General features: G+C 69.3%; 26 protein-coding genes. 13 read left to right on the top strand and 13 right to left on the bottom strand.

Going from position 1 to position 21583, the window contains the following annotated elements; genetic code table 11:
- Window positions 1-1415 (top strand): glycosyl hydrolase family 18 protein (locus tag AC1DYN_RS09500; RefSeq protein WP_477958880.1); only part of this gene is annotated, 1415 nt, incomplete at its 5' end.
- Window positions 1416-1456: 41 nt separating this feature from the next.
- On the opposite strand, the gene AC1DYN_RS09495 is transcribed toward AC1DYN_RS09500, so the two are convergent.
- Window positions 1457-2230 carry an ABC transporter ATP-binding protein gene (locus AC1DYN_RS09495; RefSeq protein ID WP_477958879.1) on the bottom strand — a complete coding sequence of 258 codons (774 nt, stop codon included), beginning with the start codon at window positions 2228-2230 and terminating at the stop codon, window positions 1457-1459.
- Between the two features lie 148 nt (window positions 2231-2378).
- Here AC1DYN_RS09495 and AC1DYN_RS09490 point away from each other — a divergent pair, with 148 nt between their 5' ends.
- From AC1DYN_RS09490 to AC1DYN_RS09480, 3 genes are read left to right on the top strand one after another with little or no spacing between them, the layout of a single operon-like run.
- Window positions 2379-2597: a TOBE domain-containing protein gene (locus tag AC1DYN_RS09490; RefSeq protein WP_477958878.1), complete on the top strand. Its 219-nt coding sequence runs from the start codon at window positions 2379-2381 to the stop codon at window positions 2595-2597.
- Between the two features lie 25 nt (window positions 2598-2622).
- Window positions 2623-3237, top strand: a complete 615-nt coding sequence (locus tag AC1DYN_RS09485) for an RBBP9/YdeN family alpha/beta hydrolase (RefSeq protein WP_477958877.1) — start codon at window positions 2623-2625, stop codon at window positions 3235-3237.
- Window positions 3238-3277: 40 nt separating this feature from the next.
- Complete coding sequence (locus AC1DYN_RS09480) at window positions 3278-3919, top strand: peroxiredoxin (RefSeq protein ID WP_477958876.1); 642 nt, start codon at window positions 3278-3280, stop codon at window positions 3917-3919.
- A 7-nt stretch (window positions 3920-3926) separates the two neighbouring features.
- On the opposite strand, the gene AC1DYN_RS09475 is transcribed toward AC1DYN_RS09480, so the two are convergent.
- Window positions 3927-4319: a hypothetical protein gene (locus AC1DYN_RS09475; protein WP_477958875.1), complete on the bottom strand. Its 393-nt coding sequence runs from the start codon at window positions 4317-4319 to the stop codon at window positions 3927-3929.
- 171 nt (window positions 4320-4490) lie between these two features.
- Window positions 4491-4634 (bottom strand): hypothetical protein, encoded by a 144-nt coding sequence (locus tag AC1DYN_RS09470; protein WP_477958874.1) that lies wholly within the window; start codon window positions 4632-4634, stop codon window positions 4491-4493.
- A 381-nt stretch (window positions 4635-5015) separates the two neighbouring features.
- On the opposite strand from AC1DYN_RS09470, the gene AC1DYN_RS09465 reads away from it, so the two are divergent.
- The 9 genes from AC1DYN_RS09465 (at window position 5016) to AC1DYN_RS09425 (ending at window position 12651) form a co-directional block, all read left to right on the top strand.
- Window positions 5016-6539, top strand: coding sequence for an acyl--CoA ligase (locus AC1DYN_RS09465; protein WP_477958873.1), 1524 nt, complete (start codon window positions 5016-5018; stop codon window positions 6537-6539).
- A gap of 125 nt (window positions 6540-6664) precedes the next feature.
- Complete coding sequence (locus tag AC1DYN_RS09460) at window positions 6665-7669, top strand: Bug family tripartite tricarboxylate transporter substrate binding protein (RefSeq protein WP_477958872.1); 1005 nt, start codon at window positions 6665-6667, stop codon at window positions 7667-7669.
- A gap of 21 nt (window positions 7670-7690) precedes the next feature.
- Window positions 7691-8200 (top strand): tripartite tricarboxylate transporter TctB family protein, encoded by a 510-nt coding sequence (locus tag AC1DYN_RS09455; protein ID WP_477958871.1) that lies wholly within the window; start codon window positions 7691-7693, stop codon window positions 8198-8200.
- A gap of 7 nt (window positions 8201-8207) precedes the next feature.
- A complete protein-coding gene (locus tag AC1DYN_RS09450) occupies window positions 8208-9728 on the top strand; it encodes a tripartite tricarboxylate transporter permease (RefSeq protein ID WP_477958870.1) in 1521 nt (506 codons plus the stop codon).
- 10 nt (window positions 9729-9738) lie between these two features.
- On the top strand, window positions 9739-10746 hold the full coding sequence (locus tag AC1DYN_RS09445) for a 2-dehydropantoate 2-reductase (RefSeq protein ID WP_477958869.1): 1008 nt from the start codon (window positions 9739-9741) through the stop codon (window positions 10744-10746).
- Window positions 10747-10763: 17 nt separating this feature from the next.
- Entirely contained in the window at window positions 10764-11111 is a 348-nt protein-coding gene (locus AC1DYN_RS09440) for a DUF2845 domain-containing protein (RefSeq protein ID WP_477958868.1), read from the top strand.
- Between the two features lie 91 nt (window positions 11112-11202).
- Window positions 11203-11754: a DUF1697 domain-containing protein gene (locus AC1DYN_RS09435; protein ID WP_477958867.1), complete on the top strand. Its 552-nt coding sequence runs from the start codon at window positions 11203-11205 to the stop codon at window positions 11752-11754.
- Window positions 11751-12212: a GNAT family N-acetyltransferase gene (locus tag AC1DYN_RS09430; RefSeq protein WP_477958866.1), complete on the top strand. Its 462-nt coding sequence runs from the start codon at window positions 11751-11753 to the stop codon at window positions 12210-12212. Before AC1DYN_RS09435 ends, AC1DYN_RS09430 begins: the two co-directional genes overlap by 4 nt.
- A 7-nt stretch (window positions 12213-12219) precedes the next feature.
- Window positions 12220-12651: a GNAT family N-acetyltransferase gene (locus tag AC1DYN_RS09425; RefSeq protein WP_477958865.1), complete on the top strand. Its 432-nt coding sequence runs from the start codon at window positions 12220-12222 to the stop codon at window positions 12649-12651.
- On the opposite strand, the gene AC1DYN_RS09420 is transcribed toward AC1DYN_RS09425, so the two are convergent.
- The 10 genes from AC1DYN_RS09420 to AC1DYN_RS09375 all read right to left on the bottom strand — a co-directional run bounded on the left by AC1DYN_RS09420 (window position 12636) and on the right by AC1DYN_RS09375 (window position 21492).
- Complete coding sequence (locus AC1DYN_RS09420) at window positions 12636-13406, bottom strand: fumarylacetoacetate hydrolase family protein (RefSeq protein ID WP_477958864.1); 771 nt, start codon at window positions 13404-13406, stop codon at window positions 12636-12638. The two genes, AC1DYN_RS09425 and AC1DYN_RS09420, sit on opposite strands and share 16 nt — an antisense overlap.
- On the bottom strand, window positions 13403-13924 hold the full coding sequence (locus AC1DYN_RS09415) for a GrpB family protein (protein WP_477958863.1): 522 nt from the start codon (window positions 13922-13924) through the stop codon (window positions 13403-13405). Before AC1DYN_RS09415 ends, AC1DYN_RS09420 begins: the two co-directional genes overlap by 4 nt.
- A 73-nt stretch (window positions 13925-13997) precedes the next feature.
- On the bottom strand, window positions 13998-14786 hold the full coding sequence (locus AC1DYN_RS09410) for a MetQ/NlpA family ABC transporter substrate-binding protein (protein ID WP_477958862.1): 789 nt from the start codon (window positions 14784-14786) through the stop codon (window positions 13998-14000).
- A gap of 9 nt (window positions 14787-14795) precedes the next feature.
- Window positions 14796-15620 (bottom strand): ABC transporter permease, encoded by an 825-nt coding sequence (locus AC1DYN_RS09405; protein WP_477958861.1) that lies wholly within the window; start codon window positions 15618-15620, stop codon window positions 14796-14798.
- Window positions 15610-16581: an aliphatic sulfonate ABC transporter substrate-binding protein gene (locus AC1DYN_RS09400; RefSeq protein ID WP_477958860.1), complete on the bottom strand. Its 972-nt coding sequence runs from the start codon at window positions 16579-16581 to the stop codon at window positions 15610-15612. The genes AC1DYN_RS09405 and AC1DYN_RS09400 overlap by 11 nt, the downstream gene beginning before the upstream one ends.
- 22 nt (window positions 16582-16603) lie before the next feature.
- Window positions 16604-17977: an LLM class flavin-dependent oxidoreductase gene (locus AC1DYN_RS09395; RefSeq protein WP_477958859.1), complete on the bottom strand. Its 1374-nt coding sequence runs from the start codon at window positions 17975-17977 to the stop codon at window positions 16604-16606.
- Window positions 17974-18798: a MetQ/NlpA family ABC transporter substrate-binding protein gene (locus AC1DYN_RS09390; protein ID WP_477958858.1), complete on the bottom strand. Its 825-nt coding sequence runs from the start codon at window positions 18796-18798 to the stop codon at window positions 17974-17976. Before AC1DYN_RS09390 ends, AC1DYN_RS09395 begins: the two co-directional genes overlap by 4 nt.
- A gap of 30 nt (window positions 18799-18828) precedes the next feature.
- Window positions 18829-19491 carry a methionine ABC transporter permease gene (locus AC1DYN_RS09385; protein ID WP_477958857.1) on the bottom strand — a complete coding sequence of 221 codons (663 nt, stop codon included), beginning with the start codon at window positions 19489-19491 and terminating at the stop codon, window positions 18829-18831.
- Window positions 19484-20296, bottom strand: a complete 813-nt coding sequence (locus AC1DYN_RS09380) for a methionine ABC transporter ATP-binding protein (RefSeq protein ID WP_477958856.1) — start codon at window positions 20294-20296, stop codon at window positions 19484-19486. Before AC1DYN_RS09380 ends, AC1DYN_RS09385 begins: the two co-directional genes overlap by 8 nt.
- Entirely contained in the window at window positions 20293-21492 is a 1200-nt protein-coding gene (locus AC1DYN_RS09375; protein WP_477958855.1) for an acyl-CoA dehydrogenase family protein, read from the bottom strand. Before AC1DYN_RS09375 ends, AC1DYN_RS09380 begins: the two co-directional genes overlap by 4 nt.
- Window positions 21493-21583: the final 91 nt, after the last annotated feature.

Below are 21583 nucleotides of genomic sequence, written 5' to 3'. Positions count from 1 at the left end.
CACCGGCCCCGGCGCCCGGCACCTGCGCGATGCCGTGGTCGGCGACCCAGGCCTACAACGGCGGCGCGATCGTCAGCGTCAATGGTGTGAACTACAAGGCCAACTGGTGGACCCAGGGCAACAACCCGAGCACCAACAGCGGCCCGGTCGGCAGCGGCCAGCCGTGGACCTCCACCGGCAGCTGCAACGGCGCTCCGTCACCTGCGCCGGCACCGGCCCCGTCACCCGCACCGGCTCCGGCCCCCGCGCCTGCACCCTCGCCCGCACCCGCCCCGGCACCGGCCCCCGCTCCCGCCGGCGACCTGCCGGCCGGGGCCCTCTCCGCGAACCAGAGCAAGCGCGTGTACGTCGGCTACTACCCGAGCTGGAGCGACAACTGGTTCGACGCCACCGGCAAGAGCGCGGCCGAGGTCTACAACGCCAGCAAGCTGGCGCGCGTGCCGGCGACCTACACGCACGTGATGGCCTCGTTCGCCGATCCCAACTTCTCGTGGGCCGGCATCGCGAGCAACAGCTTCTCGGGCACCGGCATCAACTTCAACGCGACGCCGCGCGACATCAAGGCCGCGATCGACGTGCTGCACAAGCGCAACCAGAAGATCATCCTGGCGGTGGGTGGGGCGACCTACAACAACTGGGGTCCGATCGCGGCGGAAGGCGCGGCCGGCGGCGGCCCGATCATCAACGCGCTGGCCAAGATCCAGACCGAGATGGGCTTCGACGGCCTGGACGTGGACTATGAAGTCGACGGCGATGTCGACCGCTATGCCAACGCGATCAAGGCGCTGCGCAAGGCGGTGGACCTGGCGGGCGGCGGCCGCGTGCTGACGCTGGCCGGCTGGTCGAGCGGCGCGGACTGCACCTCGGGCACGACGGCCGACCCGGCCTGCGCCGGCAAGCTGTCGTTCTGGGGCGGCAATGCCGGGCGCGAACGCGGCGTGGTGCTGAAGTACCCGGCGACGGCCGCCATGCTCGACCTGGTGAACGTGATGAGCTACGACGCCCGCTACGAGCACTTCGACGGCGTGGTCGCGTACAACCAGTACCGCAGCCTCTACCCGTCGAAGACCATCGTGTCGATCGGCTTCGAGCCGGCACCTGAAGGTTGGGCCGGCGGCCAGCTGGTCATCAACGACGCCGACGCGCAGTGCGAAGGCTCGCGCAACCTGCAGGACCAGTACGGCGCGACCCTGAACCTGCCGTACTCGGTGCAGCGCTACACGAGCGCGGTGCTGAACAGCACGGCGTCGAACCGCAACCCGCGCGACGGCGCGATGCTGTGGGCCATCATCAAGCCGGCCAGCGGCTCATGCGGCAGCGCCCCGCTCGCCGCACCGGGCACGGTCGGCCAGAAGGTGGGCAACAGCTTCGGCCTGCCGGTCGACCCGCTGCTGCAATCGGCCGACTGGAAGTAAACCGAGCGCCCCGGCAACGGGGTGCTCCAGACGCCTTCTTCCTAGCGGGAGGAGGCGTTTTTTTCTTGGGCAAAAGCGGCCAGCACGTCTTCCTTGACGCGCGAGAACGCAAGCCCGACGCGCTCGCGCGGGTGCGGCAGCTCGACCGGCACGATGCGGCGGATGCGCCCCGGGCGCGGCGCCATCACGACCACCTTGTCGCCCAGCCAGACCGCCTCGTCGACGTCGTGCGTGACGAGGATCATCGTGATGCCTTCGGCGCGCCAAATGCGGTGCAGTTCCTGCTGAAGGTGGGCGCGCGTCAGCGCATCGAGCGCGCCGAACGGCTCGTCGAGCAGCAGCACCTGCGGCCGCGTGACCAGCGCCCGCGCGATCGCGACGCGCTGCGCCATGCCGCCCGACAGCTGGTGCGGCCAGGCGTCCTCGAAGCCCTGCAGGCCGACCAGCGCAACGTGCTCGCGCACCGCCTCGCGCCGCTGCGCTTCGTCCAGCCCGGATTGCACCAGGCCGAGGCCGACGTTCTGCGCCACGGTGAGCCACGGGAACAGGCGGTGCTCCTGGAACACCAGCCCGCGCTGCAGGCTGGTGCCGACCACGCGCTGCCCGTCGAGCAGCACCTCGCCCTGGTAGTGGTCTTCCAGCCCGACGATCAGGCGCAGCAGCGTCGACTTGCCGCAGCCGCTGTGGCCGACGATGCTGACGAACTCGCCCGGCGCGACGGTCAGCGTGACGTCCTGCAGCACCGGCAGCGCCTCGCCCTTCACCTCGTAGTGCTTGCCCAGGTGGCGCAGGTCCAGCGTGGCGGCATGCGGCATCGCGGTCTCCATCGTCGACAGGCTGCGGACTATGCGGCGCCCGGCGCGCCGCGCCAAATTCGCATTCCGCATGACCTGATCCGGTTTCCTTCGTTGCGGCGCAGGGCCGGGCTGCCCATCATCGACGCTCCATCCCACCGAGAACACCATGAGCATCACCGCCATCAACGTGCGCAACCAGTTCCGCGGCAAGGTCAAGGAGATCATCGAAGGGCCGGTGGTGTCGGAGATCGACGTCGAGACGCCGTCGGGCCTGATCGTCACGTCGGTGATCACGACGCGCTCGGTGAAAGAGCTGAAGCTCGCGATCGGCAAGGACGTGATCGCGCTGGTCAAGTCGACCGAGGTGTCGATCGCGACACTCTGACGAAGCCTGTTGCAAAGGACCGACGATGGCCTTCCACGGCAGCCCGGTGCGCGTGCTGGTGATCCCCGGCCTGCGCGGCAGCGGCCCGGCGCATTGGCAGAGCTGGCTGCAGGGTCACTTCAAGCGTGCGCGGCGCGTCGAGCAGGCCGATTGGGATGCCCCCGACCTGGCCGCCTGGGCCACGCGCATCGCCGCGACGCTGGCGGCCGAACCGCCAAGCCCGTGGGTGGCGGTGGCGCACAGCTTCGGCTGCCTGGCGCTGGCGCGGCACCTGCTGTCGGTCGACGCGCCGGGCGGCGAAGGCACGGTGCACGGCATCCGCGCCGCGCTGCTGGTGGCGCCGGCCGAGCCGGCCCGCTTCGGCCTGCAGGACACGCCGCTGCAGCAGCGGTTGCGGGTGCCGGCCACGCTGCTTGCGAGCGACACCGACCCGTGGATGAGCGCTTCGCGCGCCGAGGCGTTCGCGCAGGCCTGGGGCAGCGGTTTCGTGAACCTGGGCGACGCCGGCCACATCAATGCCGATGCCGGTTTCGGGCCGTTGCCGTCGGCGAAGAAGCTCACCGAATTCCTGATCCACCGCGTCGAACAGTTCCGCCGGCCGGAGCGTGCCGATCTGCACGAATTCTCCTTCGCCGTGTGATCTGATCGCGTTCCCTCTCTCTCATCCACAGGAGATCACCATGAGCCTGCGACTGGGCGACATCGCCCCCGACTTCGAACAGCAATCCTCCGACGGCCCGATCAGCTTCCACAAGTGGCTGGGCGACAGCTGGGGCGTGCTGTTCTCGCACCCGGCCGATTTCACGCCGGTGTGCACCACCGAGCTGGGCCTGACCGCCAAGCTGAAGGACGAGTTCACGAAGCGCAACGTGAAGGCGATCGCGCTGAGCGTCGACCCGGTGGACTCGCACACGAAGTGGATCCACGACATCAACACGACGCAGAAGACGGTGGTCAACTTTCCGATCCTCGCGGACGCCGACCGCAAGGTGGCCGAGCTGTACGACCTGATCCACCCGAACGCGAGCACGACGGCCACGGTGCGGTCGCTGTTCGTGATCGACCCGGCGAAGAAGATCCGGCTGACGATCACCTACCCGGCGAGCACCGGGCGCAACTTCGACGAGATCCTGCGCGTGATCGACTCGCTGCAGCTGACCGATTCGCACAGCGTCGCGACGCCGGGCAACTGGAAGGATGGCGACGATGTCGTGATCGTGCCGTCGCTGCAGGACCCGGAGATCATCAAGAAAAAGTTCCCGAAGGGCTACACAGCGGTGACGCCGTACCTGCGGTTGACGCCGCAGCCGAACAAGCCCTGAAGCGTCATCAGTGAAGCGGCGCGGGCTCGGTGGCCACATCGACCAGCGCCAGGCCCAGGCCGGACTCCCAGCGGCAACCCGGTTCGTCCTCGAGCCGGTAGAAGCTGCCGACGACGTCGGCGGTCGCGAGGATGTGCCGGACCACTCCCGTGCCGCCGGGCAGGCATTGCAGCGCATCGATGAGGTCCGCGAGGCCATGCACCTGCGTGCCGCAGTGATGGGCGGATTGCCGGCGCGCGAGCAGGGCCTGCAGGATCTCGGAGGCCGACTCCAGGGTGGGTCCGGCCAGGCCGGTGGTGATTTCAGACCCGAGCAGGCGCAAGGCGATGGCGGCGGTGGCAGCGTCGAGCCGCGGCAGCAGCGCTTCGAGCAGCGCTCGCTCGCGGGCGGTCAATCTCATGGGTTCTCTCCACAACACCTGCGGACTCCGCGCCGCACCGCGACTGCGCTCTTGCTGAATCGGGCGCGAGATTGAAGCAGAGCATTTGCGGCGTCAAGGAAAAATGGCGAGGCCGAGAAGGGCGCGGGGTCGATGCGACGGGATTGTGGAGACAGCATGCACATTCCTTCGTCAAGAGTGACGGTCGTTGAGATTCGAAAGGCGCGAAACGCTCGTGATGCCCTGCCAATCCTTGCCGCCGGACGCCACCAGTGCCTGGCCGGCCTCTTCCATGTTGCCGCGATTCACCGTGGCCATGGCGAGCACGCTGGACACGACCAGACGGGCGTTTGCGAAGCGGCCCTTGGCCTCGGCCCCCAGGCGTCGTCGTTGACGTCTTCGGGAAGAACGGTCAGCCCAGCCGCCACACCGAGGGCATCGCATTCCGGCCGTGCTGCTGGCGCTCGATGGCGACTGTCGGCGCAACCGTGGCGAGTCAATACTCCCGTTGGGCGGATGGCTCAAGGCGCCATCAGCAATCCCGGATTGGCATCCGGGCTACAAGCCTTCGGGCCGGCCGGCACCATCCGCAGCTTCCCGTTCTTGCAGGCATCGGCGCCGTGCGGCACACTCGGCCCGACAACAAGTAGAAACACACCATGTTGGGAGGACGTGCGTCGTCGGCGTGCGACCTCGTTCCCGTCTTGCGAGGCACAGATGCTGACCAGCCTGAAGGATTTGCTCGCCACCGGCGCCGACGAAGACGTCGCCATCTCCGCCCCCGACCGCCCGCCGCTGCGCCACCGCGAGCTGCGCCGGCTGGTCGCCGAAACCCTGGCCCGCCTGAACGGCCTGGGCATCGGCCGCAACGACCGCGTCGCGATCGTGCTGCACAACGGCCCCGAGATGGCCACCTGCTTCGTCGCCTGCGCGAGCGGCGTCACCAGCGCGCCGCTGAACCCCGCCTACCGTGCCGACGAGTTCGAGTTCTACCTGGCCGACCTGAACGCCAAGGCCCTGATCGTCGAGCGCGACAGCCACTCGCCCGCCATCGACGTGGCCACCCGGCTGCACGTGCGCGTGATCGACCTGGTGGTTCCCGACGGCGCCCCCGCCGGCAGCTTCGTGCTCGAGCCGCGCGACGGCAGCATCCCCGCCTCGACCGCCCAGCCCACCTACGCGCAGCCCGATGACGTCTCGATGGTGCTGCACACCTCGGGCACCACGTCGCGCCCCAAGATCGTGCCGCTGTCGCAGTCCAACCTGTGCGCCTCGGCCACCAACATCCGCACGACGCTGCAGTTCACGCCCGCCGACCGCGGGCTGAACATCATGCCGCTGTTCCACATCCACGGACTCATCGCCGGCATGCTCGCGCCGCTGTCGGCCGGCTCGCAGGTGTACTGCACGCCGGGCTTCCACACCCTCAAGTTCTTCCACTGGATGGACGAGGCGAAGCCGACCTGGTACACCGCGGTGCCGACGATGCACCAGGCCATCCTGATGCGCGCCGGCAAGCACACCGACGTGATCGCCCGCCATCCGCTGCGCTTCCTGCGCTCGTCGTCGTCGTCGATGCCGCCGCAGGTGATCCGCGAACTCGAGGAGGTGTTCGGCGCACCGCTGATCGAGGCCTACGGCATGACCGAGGCCACGCACCAGATGGCCTCCAACCCGCTGCCGCCGGCGACGCGCAAGCCGGGCAGCGTCGGCCTCGCCGCCGGCCCCGAGGTGGCCATCATGGCCGAGGACGGCTCGCTGCTGCCGGCCGGCGGCATCGGCGAGATCGTGATCCGCGGCGCCAACGTGACGCGCGGCTACGAGAACAACCCGAAGGCCAATGCCGAAGGCTTCAGCCACGGCTGGTTCCGCACCGGCGACCAGGGCACGATGGACGCCGAGGGCTACATCAGCCTGACCGGGCGGCTCAAGGAGATCATCAACCGCGGCGGCGAGAAGGTCAGCCCGCGCGAGGTCGACGAGATCCTGATGGACCACCCGGCGGTCGCGCAGGTGGTGTGCTTCGGCATGCCGCACCCGAAGCTCGGCGAAGAGGTCGCCGCGGTGGTGGTGCTGCGCGACGGCCAGCAGGCCAGCGAGCGCGACCTGCAGGCCTTCGTCGGCACGCGCGCAGCCGATTTCAAGGTGCCGAAGAAGATCCTGTTCATGGACGAGATCCCGAAAGGCGCCACCGGCAAGCTGCAGCGCATCGGCCTGGCCCAGAAGCTCGGCCTCGGCTGACGCCGCATCCCCATTTCACCCGGGCGGATCCTGCCAGTCGCCCGCGGTACCCCGGCAGAACGACAGACGCGGCACAGCGGCCCGTTCTTCATTTCGACGTCAAGTGACTTTCACAGGAGGCGAAGTTGAAGTACCAGCAGTTCAAGCAGTGTGTGGCGGCCGTGACGGCGCTGTGGGCAGTGAGCGGGGCGGGCCAGGCGCAGGCCTGGGAGCCCAGCAAACCGGTCGAGTTCGTGGTGCCGGCCGGCACCGGCGGCGGGGCCGACCAGATGGCCCGCTTCATCCAGGGCGTGGTCGCGAAGAACAACCTGATGAAGCAGCCGATCATCGTCGTCAACAAGGCCGGCGGCGCGGGTGCCGAGGGCTTCCTCGACGTGAAGGGCGCGAAGGGCGAGCCGCACAAGATCGTCATCACGCTGTCCAACCTGTACACCACGCCGCTCGCGACCGGCGTGCCGTTCAACTGGCGCGACCTGACGCCGGTGGCCATGCTGGCGCTGGACGAGTTCGTGCTGTGGGTGAACGCCGAATCGCCGTACAAGACCGCGAAGGAGTACGTCGACGCGATCAAGGCGCAGCCGGCCAACAGCTTCAAGATGGGTGGCACCGGCTCCAAGCAGGAAGACCAGATCATCACCGCGATGCTCGAGAAGGCGGCCGGCAAGAAGCTCACCTACATCCCGTACAAGGGCGGCGGCGACGTCGCGGTGCAGCTGGTGGGCAAGCACGTCGACTCCACCGTCAACAACCCTATCGAGGCCGAATCGCACTGGCGCGCCGGCAAGCTGCGCGCGCTGTGCGTGATGGACAAGGACAAGCTGCCCTACACCGCCAAGCTGACGCCAACGCAGAGCTGGAACGACATCCCGACCTGCGCCTCCGCCGGCGTGCCGGTCGACTACCTGATGCTGCGCGGCATCTTCATGCCGCCGGGCGCGACGCCCGACCAGGTGAGCTTCTACGTCGAGCTGTTCAAGAAGGTGCGCGCGCTGCCCGAGTGGAAGGAGTTCATGGACAAGGGCGCGTTCAAGCAGACCTTCATGAGCGGGCCGGAGTTCTTCGACTGGCTGGGCAAGAACGAGCAGCTGCACCGCGAGCTGATGAAGCAGTCCGGGTTTTTGGCCAACTGAAGTCCCACCAAGGGGTTCCCCATGAGTGATCCGGATCCTTCATCGACCGGCGCACCGGTCGGCAAGCGCGGGCCTGAACTCGGAATGGCCGGCGTGCTGGCCGCGATCGCGCTGGTCGTKATCGGCGACAGCCTGCGCGTGGGCATCGGCTGGGCCGACGACGGCCCGCGCGCCGGCTACTTTCCGTTCTACATCGGGCTGCTGCTGCTGGGCGCGAGCCTGGCCATCGTGCTCGGCCAGCTGCTGCAGTGGAAGCAGCCCGACCCGGTGTTCGCCGAGCGCGCACAGCTGCGCTCGGTGGTGGCGGTGCTGCTGCCGATGGTGGTGTACGTGGCCGCCATCTGGGGGCTGGGCATCTACCTCGCGTCGGCGCTGCTGATCGGCTTCTTCATGCGGCGCCACGGCCACTACCGCTGGCCGCTGACGGTGGCGGTGTCCGTCGGCGTGCCGCTGCTGCTGTTCGCGGTGTTCGAGAAATGGTTCCTCGTGCCGCTGCCCAAGGGTCCGATCGAACGCCTGTTCGGCTTGTGAGGCGCGCATGGACGAAATCACCAACCTGATGCACGGCTTCGGCGTGGCCCTCACGCTGCCCAACCTCGGCTTCATGCTGATCGGGCTGACGCTGGGCGTGCTGATCGGCGTGCTGCCCGGGCTGGGCGGTGCCAACGGCGTCGCGATCCTGCTGCCGCTCACCTTCTCGATGAACCCGACCTCGGCCATCATCATGCTGTCGTGCATCTACTGGGGTGCGCTGTTCGGCGGGGCGATCACGTCGATCCTGTTCAACATCCCCGGCGAGCCGTGGTCGGTCGCCACCACCTTCGACGGCTACCCGATGGCCCAGCAGGGCCGGGCGGCGCAGGCGCTCACGGCCGCCTTCACATCGTCCTTCGTCGGCGCGCTGTTCGCGGTGATCCTGATCACCTTCCTCGCGCCGCTGCTCGCGAAGTTCGCGCTGAAGTTCGGGCCGCCCGAGTTCTTCGCGGTGCAGCTGCTGACGTTCTGCAGCTTCATCGGCACCAGCAAGGAGCCGGCGGCCAAGACGCTCGCGTCGATGATGCTCGGCTTCGCGCTCGCGGCGGTCGGCATGGACACCGTCACCGGCCAGCTGCGCATGACCTTCGGCGTGCCCGAGCTGCTGAAGGGCTTCGACTTCCTGATCGCGGTGATCGGGCTGTTCGGCATCGGCGAGATCTTGCTGACGATGGAGGAGGGGCTGGCCTTCAAGGGCAAGAGCGCGAAGATCAACTTCAAGGTCGTGTGGCAGACCTGGGGCGAGCTGGCGCGCCACTGGAAGACCTTCCTGCGCTCCACCGCGATCGGCTGCTGGATGGGCATCACGCCGGGCGGCGCGACGCCGGCGTCGTTCATGAGCTACGGCATGGCGCGGCGCATGTCGTCCGAGCCCGACTCGTTCGGCAAGGGCCAGATCCAGGGCGTGATCGCGCCCGAGACCGCGGCGCACGCGGCCGGCACCTCGGCGCTGCTGCCGATGCTGACGCTGGGCATCCCCGGCTCGCCGACCGCCGCGGTGCTGCTGGGCGGCCTGCTGATCTGGGGCCTGCAGCCGGGGCCGATGCTGTTCGTCGAGCAGAAGGACTTCGTCTGGGGGCTGATCGCGTCCATGTACCTGGGCAACCTGGTCGGGCTGATCGTGGTGCTGACGACGGTGCCGTGGTGGGCGGCGATCCTGCGCATCCCGTTCTCGGTGATCGCGCCGGTGATCATCGTGATCTGCGCGATCGGCGCCTACACGGTGCACAGCTCGATGTTCGACGTGGTCATGATGCTGGTGTTCGGCGGCGTCGGCTACGTCTTCAAGAAGCTGCGCTACCCGCTGGCGCCGATGGTGCTGGCGCTGGTGCTGGGCGACATGGCCGAGGCGAGCTTCCGGCAGTCGATGCTCGCGTCTCAGGGCAAACTCTCGATCTTCTGGTCGAACCCGCTGGTCGGCGGCATCACGGCGCTGGCGCTGGTGATTCTGCTGTGGCCGGCGGTGCAGCGCCTGCGCAGCTGGTTGCGCGCGCGGGAGACCCAACCTGTCGGAGACGTGCCATGAAGGAGCGGGCTTGAAGATCGCGATCGTCGGTGCCGGTGCCATCGGCGGCTACCTGGGGGCCCGGCTGTCGCTGGCCGGGGATGAAGTCACCTTCATCGCGCGCAACCGCAACCTGGAGGCGATCAACGCGAACGGCTTCAAGCTGATCGGCGAGGATGGCAGCACCCAGGTGGCACAGCGGGTGCGCGCAGTGGAGCACATGGCCGAGGCCGGCCCGCAGGACGTGGTGCTGCTGACGCTGAAGGCGCACCAGGTGAAGGACGTGCTGCCCGGGCTGCGCGCGCTGTTCGGCCCGCACACGCTGGTGGTGACGATGATCAACGGCCTGCCGTGGTGGTACTTCCACAAGCTGGCCGGGCCGTACGAAGGCCGCTCGCTCGAGAGCGTCGACCCGGGCGGCTTCATCGCCAGCCACATCGAGCCCGAGCGCATCATCGGCAGCATCGTCTACCCGGCGTCCGAGCTGCTCGAACCGGGCGTCGTGAAGGTGATCGAAGGCAACCGATTCACGCTCGGCGAACTCGACGGCACGCGCAGCGAGCGCATCGAGGCGCTGTCGCAGGCGATGATGCGCGCCGGCTTCAAGTCGCCGGTGTCCAAGGACATCCGCGGCGAGATCTGGGTCAAGCTGTGGGGCAACGTCAGCTTCAACCCGATCAGCGCGCTGACGCATGCGACGCTGCAGGACATCTGCCGCTTCCCGGCCACGCGCGAGCTGGCGGCGCGCATGATGGCCGAGGCCCAGGCGATCGCCGAGAAGCTCGGCGTCGAATTCAAGATCTCGCTGGACAAGCGCATCGCCGGCGCCGAGGCGGTGGGGGCGCACAAGACCTCGATGCTGCAGGACGTGGAACACGGTCGCGCGCTGGAGCTGCAGGCGCTGGTGGGTTCGGTGGTCGAACTGGCGCAGATCACGCAGACGCCGGCACCGAACATCGAGGCGGTGCATGCGGTGACGAGCCTGCTGGCGCACACGCTGGCGCAGCAGCGCAGCAAGCTGGCGCCGTCGCCGGCCTGACGACGAAAGGAATGCCCATGAAGTTCTTGTCCCTGCTGGGGATCCCGGTCGCGGCGGCAGCGCTGCTGGGCGTTGCGGCTGCGGCCGCCGCGCAGTCGCTGCGCTGCCGGGCCGACGTGGTCGGCATCGGCGAGCTGCGCTCCGGCGTGCTGCAGAAATGCGGCGAGCCGGTCAGCCGCGACTCGTTCTGCAAGCCGGTCGATCCGCAGGCGCTGGCCGCCAGCGCACCCGGCACCGCCGTCGTGCTGCCGTGCGAGAAGATCGACGAGTGGACCTACAACCCCGGCTACGGGCAGTTCATGACGACGCTGCGGCTGCAGGCCGGCAAGGTCACGGCCGTGACCTACGGCGACCGCGTCAAGTAAGGGCGGGCGGCGTGAGCGACAAGCCGACGTCCGTCAACGCCGACGGGCAGAAGGCCGGGCACGCGCTGTTCAACCTCGACCGCAAAGGCTGATGGACTACGCCGTCTTCTTCCGCAACCTCAACCTGGGCCGGCCGAACTGCCCGACCAGGCTGCAGCTGGAAGCCGCCTTCCTCGACGCGGGTGCCGACAGCGCCGCCTCGCTGCTGACCAACGGCACGCTGGTCTACACGGCGGCGTCGGTCGATCGGGCGAAGCAGGTGTTCGACCGCGCATATGCCCGGCTCAACGCGCAATGCGGCCTGAAGGAGCCGGCCTTCGTGCGCACCGTCGACTACCTGGCCGCGCTGGTCGACACCGAGCCGTTCGCCGCCATCGACCGCGCCAGCGTCTACGAGTTCTGCGTCTCGTTCCTGCACTCGCCACAGGTACCGCCACCGGTGCTGCCGCTGGCGTCGGCGAATCGCAACGTCGAGCTGATCGCCGTCACGCCGGGCGAGGTGATGAGCCTGAGCCGCAAGTTCGGCGCCTCGCCCGGCAGCCCGAACGCCTTCCTGGAGAAGCGGCTGAACTCGCCGCTCACCACCCGCGCCTGGAACACGATCGTGCGCCTGGTGCGCAAACACCGCCCCGATTCACCATGACCACCACCCTCACCATCCGCCCGATCGCCCGCGGCGACTTCGCCGCCTGGAAACCGCTGTGGGACGGCTACAACGCCTTCTACGGCCGCGAGGGCGCGACCGCGCTGCCCGACGAGATCACGCAGGCCACCTGGTCGCGCTTCTTCGACGCCTACGAGCCGGTGCATGCGCTGGTGGCCGAGAACGCCGGCGAACTGCTGGGCCTCACGCACTACCTGTTCCACCGCAGCACGACGATGCTCGGCCCCACCTGCTACCTGCAGGACCTGTTCACCCGTGCGTCGGCGCGCGGACGCGGCGTCGGCCGGGCGCTGATCGAGGGCGTGTACGAGCGCGCCGCGGCGGGCGGCGCCGGCCGCGTCTACTGGATGACGCACGAGACCAACACGACCGCGATGCGGCTGTACGACCAGGTCGCGACGAAGTCGGGCTTCGGGGTGTACCGCAAGATGCTGTGAGCGGCCGATGACCTACACGCTGAGCCTCACCGACACCGCGGACGAGAGCGTGCGCCAGGCCGTGCTCGCACCGCTGGTCGACTACAACGCCAGCCGGGCCGGCCCGAGCGGCAACCGCCCGCTGGCGGTGCTGGTGCACGACGAAGCCGGCCGCATCGCCGGCGGCGCCTGGGGCTATACCGGCTTCCAGTGGCTGTTCATCCAGCTGCTGGTGGTGCCGGCCGACGCGCGCGGCCAGGGCCTGGGCACGCAGATCATGCAGCGCGCCGAGGCCGAGGCGCTGGCGCGCGGCTGCGTCGGGGCGTGGCTCGACACCTTCGAGTTCCAGGCGCGCGGCTTCTACGAGAAGCTGGGCTACGCATGCTTCGGCCAGATCGATGGCTACCCGCCGGGCTTCTCGCGCTTCTTCATGAAGAAGACGCTTCAAGCCGCGCCGTAAACGTTTGCCAACGTGCCGATGCCGTCGATGCTGACCTCGACGCTGCTGCCGGGCTTCATCGGCAGCACGCCCAGCGAGGTGCCGCACAGGATGACGTCGCCGGGTTCCAGCGTCATGTCGTGCGACAGGCGCGACACCAGTTCGGTGGGGCTGAAGAACATGTCGGCCAGCGCGTAGTTCTGGCGCTCGCGCCCGCCGACGGTGGTGCGCAGCGTCGCGACAGCCGGGTCGAAATCGGTCTCGATCACCGGGCCGAACACGCCGAAACCGTCGAAGCTTTTCGCGCGCGCCCATTGCGGGAACGACGCGTCGCGGGTGATCAGCTCCATCGCGGTGACGTCGTTGGCGCAGGTGTAGCCGAAGATGTGTGCCGCGGCCTGGCCGGGCGCGACGGCCTTGGCGCGGCGGCCGATGACGATCGCGAGTTCGCCTTCGTAGGCGACGCGGCCGATGTCGGGCGCCGGCTGTGGGATCGCCTGGCGGTGCGCCGCGAAGCTGCTGGGCGACTTGAGGAAGTACAGCGGCTCGGCCGGCCGCGCCCAGCCGTTCTTGTCGGCCGCGGCGGCGAAGTTGTTCCACAGCGCGACCATCTTGGACGGCCGGCAGGGCGTGAGCCATTCGAGGGTGGAGAGCGGGATCCGTGCGCCGGTGGGGGTGGGCGATGCGAACAGGTCGCCTTCATGGACGACGACGGCGTCGCCCTCCAGTCGGCCGAAGCCCTCGCGTCCGTCGGCGCGGAAGCGCAGCCATTTCATGCGCCGTCGACGCAGGCCGCGGCGAGCAACTCGCGGATGAAGCGCGACTTGCCTTCGGTGTAGGCCTCGCGGTCGTTGCGGTAGCGCATGGCGAGTGCCCGCTTCACGCCCAGGTATTGCGCCGCGAGTTCCGGATGGGCACGCAGCTGGTCGCGAAAGCGCAACTCGGCCTGGGCGTCGGCCGGCAACCGCACGTGCACGTGGTGGGTGCGCCCGCTGCCATAGGGCGGCATGCCCTTGACGAAGAACATGCGGTCGCGCCGCGGGTTGTCGGACCAGTGCACGTAGTCGAGGCCTTGCAAGGGCTGGATGAAGGCCGGCCACTGGGCGGCGACCGGGGCGATCAGCAGGATGTCGATGATGGGTTTGGCATCCAGCCCCGGCACCGCGGTGCTGCCGATGTGCACGATGCTGACTTCGAGTGCGGGGCCGAAGGCAGCGCGGATCGCCTGCTGCTCGGCCTTGAACATCGCCGGCCAGCGGCTGTCGTACGGGACGAGATCGATGGTGTCGGACATGGCGGGGGCCTCCATCTGTCGCGCCCGCACAGTATCACTGTCCTGGGTCGAAGTCAGCCCCCCGCTCGCGTCATCAGAAGGCCGGCACCATCGACCCGCTGAAGGTGGACTCGACCAGCTGCTTGACTTCCGGCGACTGGAAGGCCTTCACCAGCTTCGCGACCCAGGGCTTGTCCTTGTCCTCGGTGCGCACCGCCAGCAGGTTGGCGTACGGGTTCCTCGGGTCCTCGATCGCGATCGCGTCGCGCGTGGGCACCAGCCTGGCCTGCACCGCGTAGTTGGTGTTGATCGCGCTCGCGTCCAGGTCATCCAGCGAGCGCGGCAGCTGCGCCGCCTCGACCTGCACGATCTGCAGGCCCTTCGGATTCTCGACGATGTCCTGCACCGTCGCGCTGATGCCGGCCGTCGGCTTCAGCTTGAGCACGCCGTACTTCTGCAGCAGCGCCAGCGCGCGCCCGCTGTTCGACGGGTCGTTTTGGATGCCGACCTTGGCACCCTTGGGCAGCTCGGCCAGCGACTTGTACTTCTTCGAGTAGAAGCCCATCGGGAACGTGACGGTGTAGCCGACCGCGCTGATCTTGTAGCCACGCGCCTGGATCTGCGACTGCAGGAACGGCAGGTGCTGGTAGCTGTTGGCCTGCACATCGCCGGCATCGAGCGCGGCATTCGGCTGGATGTAGTCGTTGAATTCGACGATCTGCAGCACGAGGCCGTCGCGCGCGGCGACCTTCTTCGCCACCTCGGCGATCTGCGCATGCGGGCCGGCGGTGACGGCGATCCTGATGCTGTCCTGCGCGAGCACTGGGCCGGCGAGGATGAACAGCGGAAGCGACAACAGAAGGGATCGGCGAAGCAAGGTCATGGTGGAAGGTCAGTGGAGAGAAGAGGGATCAAAGGCATCGCGCCACACCAGCAGCCGGCGCTCGAGCGCGCGCATCGCGCTGTCGCTCAGCTGGCCCAGCAGCGCCAGCAGCAGGATCGCCGCGAGCACGATGTCGGCGCGGCCGGTCTCGCGGCCGTCGGTCAGCAGGTAGCCCAGGCCGCTGCTCGCGGCGATCAGCTCGGCGGCGACCATGAACATCCAGGCCAGGCCCAGCCCGTTGCGCAGCCCCGTCAGCACCGTCGGCAACGCGGCCGGCAGCAGCACGCGGCGCACCAGCGCGAGCGGCGTGAAGCCGAACAGCCGGCCCACCTCGACCAGCTTGCGGTCGACGCCGCGGAAGCCCGACGCGACGCCCATGTAGACCGGAAAGAACGCGCCGATCGCGATCAGCACCAGCTTCGGCGTTTCGTCGATGCCCAGCCACAGCAGCAGCAGCGGCACCCACGCGAGCGACGGGATCGCGCGCAGCGCCTGCACGCTCGGGTCCAGCCAGGCGGCGACGCGCCGCGACAGGCCGACCGCCACGCCCAGCACCAGCGCCAACAGGCTGCCCAGCGCGAAGCCGCCCGCCACGCGCGCGCTGCTGGCCAGCACGTGCGAGCCGAGGGCCTGCCCGCCGAAGCCGGCCAGCGTGCGCAGCACCTCGCTCGGCGGTGGCAGCGCGCGGCTGCCCGACCAGCCGAGCTGTGCGGCCAGCTCGATCCCCAACAGCACGGCGACCGGCAGCACCAGGCCGACGGCACGCCGAGGCAAGCGCCGGCGCGGGGACCGGGCCGGGTCCGGCTCGGCCGTCAGCGACAGCTCAGGCGGCACGCTGGGTCACGCCGTTCGCGAACTTCGTGTCGACGAGCTCGGCAATCGTGCGGACCAGGTCCGTGCCCGGCTTCACCAACTGCTCGTCCAGCAGGATCGGCGCGGCCGCCTGCAAGGCCTTCACATGCTCGGTCGACGGCTGCGGGTTGCTCAGGTCGGTGCGCAGCTTGATCTGGAGCAGCGCGACCTGCAGGCTGACCTTGGCCTCCTCGGACAGGATCTTCGCGGCCGCGCTCGGGTTGGCCAGGCTCCACAGCCGCGCACGCTCGTAAGCGGCGATCACGCGCCTCACGTCGTCCGGACGTTTCGCCAGCACGTCCTCGCGCACGTTCAGGAAGCCGTACGTGTTGAAGGCCACGTTGCGGTACAGCAGCGTCGAGCCGGCATCCAGCTCGCTGGCCGCCATCAGCGGATCGAGCCCGGCCCAGGCATCGACGCGGCCCTGCTCGAGCGCGGTGCGGCCGTCCGCATGCTGCAGCGCGACGTGCTCGATGTCGCTGCGCTTCAGGCCCACGCTGTGCAGCGCGCGCAGCAGGAACAGGTAGGGGTCGGTGCCCTTGGTCGCAGCCACCTTCTTGCCCTTCAGGTCGGCCAGCGACCTGATCGGCGAGCCCTTGGGCACCACCAGCGCCGTCCACTCGGGGCGCGAGAAGATGTACGGCGCCTTGATCGGGTTGCCGTTGGCCTTGGCCAGCAGCGCGGCCAGGCCGGCCGACGAGCCCATGTCGATGCTGTTGCTGTTCAGGTACTCGAGCGCGCGGTTGCTGCCGGCGCTCAGCACCCACTTGACGTCGACGCCGTCGCGCTTGAAGTCGTCTTCCAGCCAGCCGAAGCGGCGCAGCACCAGGCTGGACGGCGAGTAGTAGGCGTAGTCGAGGCGCAGCTCCCGGGCCTCGGCGGCGCGCACGAAGGCGGGGGCGGCGAGGGCGGCAGCGGCTTGCAGGACGGTACGGCGTTTCATCGGCAACTTTCGGGAGGGGGAATCAAGCCGCGGCCGGCACGGCGTCCAGCCGCAGCCGCTTGGCGGTGTGCTCGGCGCCCAGCCGCGGGCCGCGGCCGAACAGCTTGTCGCGCAGCGTGCCGGCGGCGTAGTCGCGCGCATAGCGGCCACGCCGCTGCAGCTCGGGCACCACGTGATCGACGACGTCGCGCATCGTCTCGTGCGCGACGGCATAGGCGAGGTTGAAGCCATCGATGCCGGTCGCGTCGACCCAGCGCTCCAGCTCATCGGCCACCTGCACGGCGTCGCCGACGATCACCGGGCCGCGCCCGCCGAGGCCGATGAATTCGGCCGCCTCGCGCACCGTCCACACACGGGCTGGGTCGGCCTGGTTGAAGGAGGCGAGCGCGCTGCGACCGGCCTCGGTGTCGATGTAGTCGACCGTCGCGTCGGGCGCGAAGCGGCTGAAGTCGACGCCGGTCCAGCCCGACAGCAGCGCCAGCGAGGCCTCGAGGTCGATGTGCCGGCGGTACTCGGCGTGCTTCGCCTGCGCGGCGGCCTCGCTGTCGCCGGTGATCACCAGCGCCTGCGCGTAGATCAGCACGTCGTCGGCCGGCCGGCCCTGCGCGACCAGCGCCGCGCGGATGCCGTCCACGTACTTGCGCACCACCGCGATGCTGGGCCCGCTGACGAACACGCATTCCGCGTGCCGCGCCGCGAAGGCCTTGCCGCGCGGCGAGGTGCCGGCCTGGTACAGCACCGGCGTGCGCTGCGGCGACGGCTCGCACAGGTGGATGCCCGGCACCTGGTAGTGCTGGCCGCGGTGGCGGATCGGGTGCACGCGCGACGGGTCGGTGAAGACGCCGCGCACCTTGTCGCGCACCACGGCGTCGTCCTGCCAGCTGTGCTCCCACAGCTTGTAGACGACATCGAGGTACTCGTCGGCGAGGTCATAGCGCTCGTCGTGCGCCGCCTGCTGCGGCAGGCCCAGGTTGCGCGCCGCGCTGTCGAGGTAGCCGGTGACGATGTTCCAGCCGATGCGCCCGCGCGTCAGGTGGTCCAGCGTGCTCATGCGGCGCGCGAACGGGTAGGGGTGCTCGTAGGTCAGCGCGCACGTCACGCCGAAGCCCAGGTGCTCGGTAGCCTGCGCCATCAGCGGCACCAGCGCCAGCGGGTCGTTCAGCGGCACCTGCACGCCGTGGCGCAGTGCGGCATCGGCGGCGCCCTGGTAGACGTCGTAGACGCCCAGCACGTCGGCCAGGAACACGCCGTCGAAACGGCCGCGCTCCAGCAATTGCGCCAGCTCGACCCAGTGGTCCGGGTCGGTGTAGCGGTGCGATCGGTCGCGCGGATGCGTCCACAGGCCGRGCGACTGGTGCCCGACCGTGTTCATCTGGAACGCGTTGAAGCGGATCACTTGCTCGCCACCGCCGCCTGGAGGGCTTGCTGGTAGTCGGTCTTCACGAAGCCGGGGAACTGCTTCTCGGTGACGGCGAGGAATTCCTTCGAGCGGTAGGCGTCGGCGATGTCCTTGACCCAGGGCGCGTCCTTGTCCGCGGTGCGCACCGCCACCACGTTCTGGTAGGTCGGCCCGGTCTTCTCCAGCGCCAGTGCCTCGGTCAGCTTCAGGCCCGAGGCGAGCGCGAAGTTGCCGTTGACGAACGAGTAGTCGGTATCGTCCAGCGAGCGCGGCAGCTGCGCCGCCTCGATCGGCACCAGCTTGATCTTCTTCAGGTTGACCGCGACGTCCTTCTCCGACGCGCGGATCGGGTCGGTGCCCTCGCGCAGCTTGACCCAGCCGATCTCCTGCAGCACCACCAGCGCGCGTGCCGCGTTGGTCGGGTCGTTCGGCAGCGCGACCAACGCGCCTTCCTTGACGTCCAGCGTCTTGTGCTTCCTGCTGTAGATCGCGATCGGTGCGGTCGGCACCTTCAGCAGCTCGCTGATCGCGATCTTGTTCTCGGTCGCGAACTTCGTCAGGTAGACGATGTGCTGGAAGGCGTTGGCATCCAGCGCGCCCTGGGCCAGCGCGTGGTTGGGCTGGATGTAGTCGTTGAACTCGACGACCTTGACGGCGTAGCCCTTCTTCTCGAGCAGCGGCTTGATGCCGAGCTTGATCTGGTCGGCATACGGGCCGGCGGTGGCGCCGAACACGATCTCCTTCTTCTGCTGCGCGGCGGCCACCAGCGAGACGGCGGCCAGCGCCACGGCGAGCAGCGTGCGGCGGGCGATGGACATGGGGTACTCCTTGGGAAACGAAAGGGATGCTCAGCGCTTGTCGAGCCGGCGCGCGATTGCGTTGCCGGTGAGCTGGATCAGCTGGACGAGCACGATCAGGATCGCGACGGTGAACACCATCACGTCGGTCTGGAAGCGGTAGTAGCCGTAGCGGATCGCCAGATCGCCGATGCCGCCGCCCCCGACGACGCCGGCCACCGCCGAGTACGACAGGAAGCTGATGGCCAGCACGGTGAGCGCCAGCACCAGGCCGGAACGCGCCTCGACGATCAGCACGCGCACGATGATCTGCAGCTCCGAAGCGCCCATCGCATGCGCCGCCTCGATGACGCCGCGCGGCACGTCGCGCAGGTTCTGCTCGACCAGGCGGGCGAAGTAGGGGATCGCGGCGAACGACAGCGGCACCGCGGCCGCCACCGGCCCGATCGAGCTGCCGGCGATCACGCGGGTGAAGGGCACCAGCGCGACCAGCAGGATGATGAACGGGAACGAGCGCACGGTGTTCACCAGCCAGTTGACGACCGCGAACAGCGGCCGGCTGGCGAGCGACTGGCCCGGGCCGAGCAGGAACAGCCAGATGCCCAGCGGGCCGCCGAGCAGCACCGCGGCCGACAGGCCGATGCCCAGCATCAGCAGCGTCTGGGCGAGCGCGGTCGACAGCTCGGGCAGGATGGCGGCAATGTTCTCAGGCATAGGCGGCCTCCGCGGGCGGGGCGGCCACCAGCCGGGCGAGGGCGCGGCCGAGGGCGGTCTTGCGCGTGGCGCCGGCCTCGTCGAGCGCGAACTGCTCAGCCACCGCGCCGTCCTCGATCACCGCGACGTGGCGGCACAGCGCCTGCACCACCGCCAGCTCGTGCGTGACGATGACGATGGTGACGCCGAGCCGCGCGTTGATGTCGCGCAGCGTGGCCAGCAGCGACTGGGTGGTCTCGGCGTCGAGCGCCGAGGTGGGTTCGTCGCACAGCAGCACCGACGGCCGCGAGGCCAGCGCACGGGCGATCGCGACGCGCTGTTTCTGGCCGCCCGACAGCTGCGCCGGGTGGGCGTCGACCTTGTCGTTCAGTCCCACCAGGGCCAGGCATTCGAGAACGCGCTGCGCGATCTCGTGGCCGCGCACCTGGCCATGGATGCGCAGCGGGAACGCGACGTTGTCGAACACGCTGGCGTTTTGCAGCAGGTTGAACTGCTGGAAGATCATGCCGATGCCCTGGCGCGCCTCGCGCAGCTCGCGCTTGCCCAGGGCGGTGAGTTCGCGGCCGTCGACGCTGACGCTGCCCTGGTCGGGGCGCTCCAGCAGGTTGACCAGCCGCAGCAGTGTCGACTTGCCGGCACCGCTCTTGCCGACCAGCCCGAAGATGTCGCCGCGGCGCACCTGCAGCGAGACGTTGTTGACGGCGTCGAAGCGGGTGCCGTTGGGCAGCGCGAAGGATTTGCTCAGGCCGTCGAGCCGGATCAAGGGCGGCGGCAGGCCGGGGTCGAGGTTCTGGATCTTGCTCATGAGTAGGCCGTCGGCTCGGGAATCTGGCCGTTCAGCACGTAGCGGCCGATGTCGCGCAGCTTGTAGTCGATCGGGTCGTGCAGCGTGTGCACGCGGGCGTTGCGCCAGAAGCGGTCGAGCCCCAGGCGCTGCGAGGTGGCGCGGGCGCCGGTGAGTTCGAACAGCTGCGAGCTGACCTCGATGCCGGCGCGGTGCGACAAGGCCTTGGCCTCGGCGACGGCGATCGCGACCTCGCCGCGGTCCGTCGCCGACAGCGAATCGCCCTGGCGCAGCGCGTGGTCGAGCCACAGCGCCGCCGCGTCGGCCAGCGCGATCGCCGGGCGCAGCAGCAGCCACAACTCGCCGTAGCGGTGCTGGATGAACGGGTCGTCGCTGGCCTGCGCGACGCCGGAGGCGAACCAGGGCTTGCTGCTCTCGCGCGTGTAGTGGCGCGCCTCGTCGAACGCGCCGAGGCCGATGCCGAGGTAGAGGTTGGCCATGATCAGCTGGGCCACCTGCGAGCGCAGCGTGGCGCGCGGCGTCGGCTGCACTCCGGGAGCCTGCAGCACCTCGTCGTGCGCCAACAGCACGTGCTGGAACGCGACGTTGCCGCTGTCGGTCTGGCGCTGGCCGAAGGCGTCCCAATCGGCCTGCACGGTGATGCCTTCGCGGCGTGTCGGCACCGCGGCGATCAGCGCGGTCTGCGTCGGCTCATGCCAGGCGGAAATCGTCAGCTGGTCGGAGCCGACCGAGCCGGACGCGAAGCTCTTGAGGCCGTCGATCACGAAGCCGCCGTCGACCTCGCGCGCCACGGCGCGGCGGTCCAGCGGGTTCAGCGCATTGCCCCAGAACAGGCGCTCATCGACGGTGCGGCGCAGCAGTGTCTGTTGCTGCGTGGCGTTGCCGTACAGCTGCACGCCGGCCAGCTGCAGGTGGTGGAAGCCGAACAGGTGGGCGAGCGCGCTGTCGACCTGGGCCAGCTGGCGCAGCACGCCGTAGAAGGTGGACCAGTCGGCGCCGAGGCCGCCGTGCTCGCGCGGGATGGTCAGCGCCAGCAGGCCGCTCGCGCGGATCTGCTCACGCTCGGCGGCGGCATGGCCGCCGGCCTGGTCGCGCTGGACCGCGGTGGCGGCGAGCTGCTGCACCAAAGTGGCGGTGGCATCGGCAATCTGCGCGTGCACGTCGGCACGGCGGGACAACGGGAGAACCTGGGACATCGTGGGCCGCAGTGTGGTCGGCCCGGGTCGTGCGGCGAACGAAGGAAATCGCGGCTGGATCTGCGTTTTGCGGTGGCTGCATGAGCTTGGG

The sequence above is a fragment of the Rhizobacter sp. P2_D12 genome (genome assembly GCF_056404395.1).
This window is presented reverse-complemented; position numbering and strand designations above follow the sequence as displayed.